Consider the following 1,563-nt stretch of genomic DNA (forward strand, 5'->3'; position numbering starts at 1 on the left):
GGGCGGGCTAGGGGGCACCGCCCCTACAGGAGATAATTGACTGGTTATTTGTTCGACGTAGCGGCGTAAAATAGGAGATAAATAAGCATCGACAACGGCAGTATCTCCTCGCGAAACTAATTTCATCAGCGGGCTGACTTCGTGAGATACTGATATTTGGGTAAAACCAATTTCTCTGGCTATTTGAGCAACTTGTTTTTCGTGTTGCGAGTAGCGGTAGCCGTGCATAAATACGATCGCACAACTGCGAATTCCCTCATCGTAGGCTTGCTGCAAAGACGGGATAAAATCGGGATTGACAGCAGTCAACTCCTCACCTCTAGCGCTGTAACGTTCCGCAACTTCGATCGCGCGATCGTACAACATTTGGGGTAAAATAATGTGGCGGGCAAAAATATTCGGGCGGTTTTGGTAGCCAATTCTCAAAGCGTCGCCGAAACCTTTAGTAATTAGCAAAATAGTGCGAGATCCCTTTCGTTCCAGCAAAGCATTTGTCGCCACCGTAGTCCCCATTTTAATCGCTTCAATTTGGGCGGCGGGTATGGGAATATCTGCCGGAATTCCTAAAATATCGCGAATTCCTTGCACTGCTGCGTCGGTGTAGCGATCGGGATTTTCCGATAGCAATTTGTGAACGATTAGTGTACCGTCGGGCTTTTGGGCGACAATATCGGTAAAAGTACCACCGCGATCAATCCAAAATTGCCAGCGAGTGCGATCGGGAAAAATAGAATTCATATCATTATTTATTATCAATGTCAGCAAGCCTTTTATGGGCGGGCTAGAAGCCCACCCCACAATACAATTTATCTCTTCTGGAACAGGCCGGAAAGCCTGTTTTAGATCGTCGAGGTACAAAAGGTCAGTTCAAATAAAACTGCTATTATAAATATCGAATAGCCTCAACCAACCCCTGACAAACACCAGCCAGAAAATTCAAATCCAAAGTCTCAATCTTATCGCTTGCTTGATGATAGTGCGGATTTCGCATATTAGCCGTATCCGTCACCATAATCGCCGGATAACCATTATCCCAAAAAGGAACATGATCGCTGCGGCGAGTATCCGGCACAATCAAACCTCGATTCGGCACCGGCAACCACTCGCAAGGCTGACCGACTTTGCGGATATTTTTGCTCAGATTCATCATATCTGGAACAGTCCGTAAATTCCCAATTAAAGCAATAAAATTGCCAATATTCGGATAAAAATATTTCAACCCAGCGGGATATTTTTGCGAATTGGGAGTGTTGTTGCAATAACCCAACATTTCCAAAGAAATCATCAGCCGGATTGACTGTTTCTGTTGCTTGCATTTAGCCGCATGATGCCTGCTTCCCCAAAAACCAGATTCTTCCAGATCGAAGGCCACTAATTGTACTGGATATTTGAGCGGTTGAAGTGCGAGATTCCTTGCGAGTTCCAGCAAAACAGCAACTCCCGTAGCATTGTCATCAGCCCCGGGCGTTCCGGGTACAGAATCGTAATGAGCACCAATTACGATCGGCAAATTTTCTTGCTTCCCACCCTTACCAAGGGGGGGATTGAGGGGGGGTAAATTCA

The 1,563-nt window shown here is 46.0% G+C and carries 2 protein-coding genes; both read right to left on the minus strand.

The window, feature by feature from the left end; genetic code table 11:
• Positions 1-738 (minus strand): hydantoinase/oxoprolinase N-terminal domain-containing protein (locus IQ270_RS30135; protein ID WP_305076236.1); only part of this gene is annotated, 738 nt, incomplete at its 3' end.
• A 145-nt stretch (positions 739-883) separates the two neighbouring features.
• On the minus strand, positions 884-1,563 hold a 680-nt coding region (locus tag IQ270_RS30140), incomplete at its 5' end, for a M20/M25/M40 family metallo-hydrolase (RefSeq protein ID WP_193976762.1).

The organism is Microcoleus sp. LEGE 07076, assembly GCF_015207455.1.
Taxonomy (GTDB): domain Bacteria; phylum Cyanobacteriota; class Cyanobacteriia; order Cyanobacteriales; family Microcoleaceae; genus Microcoleus.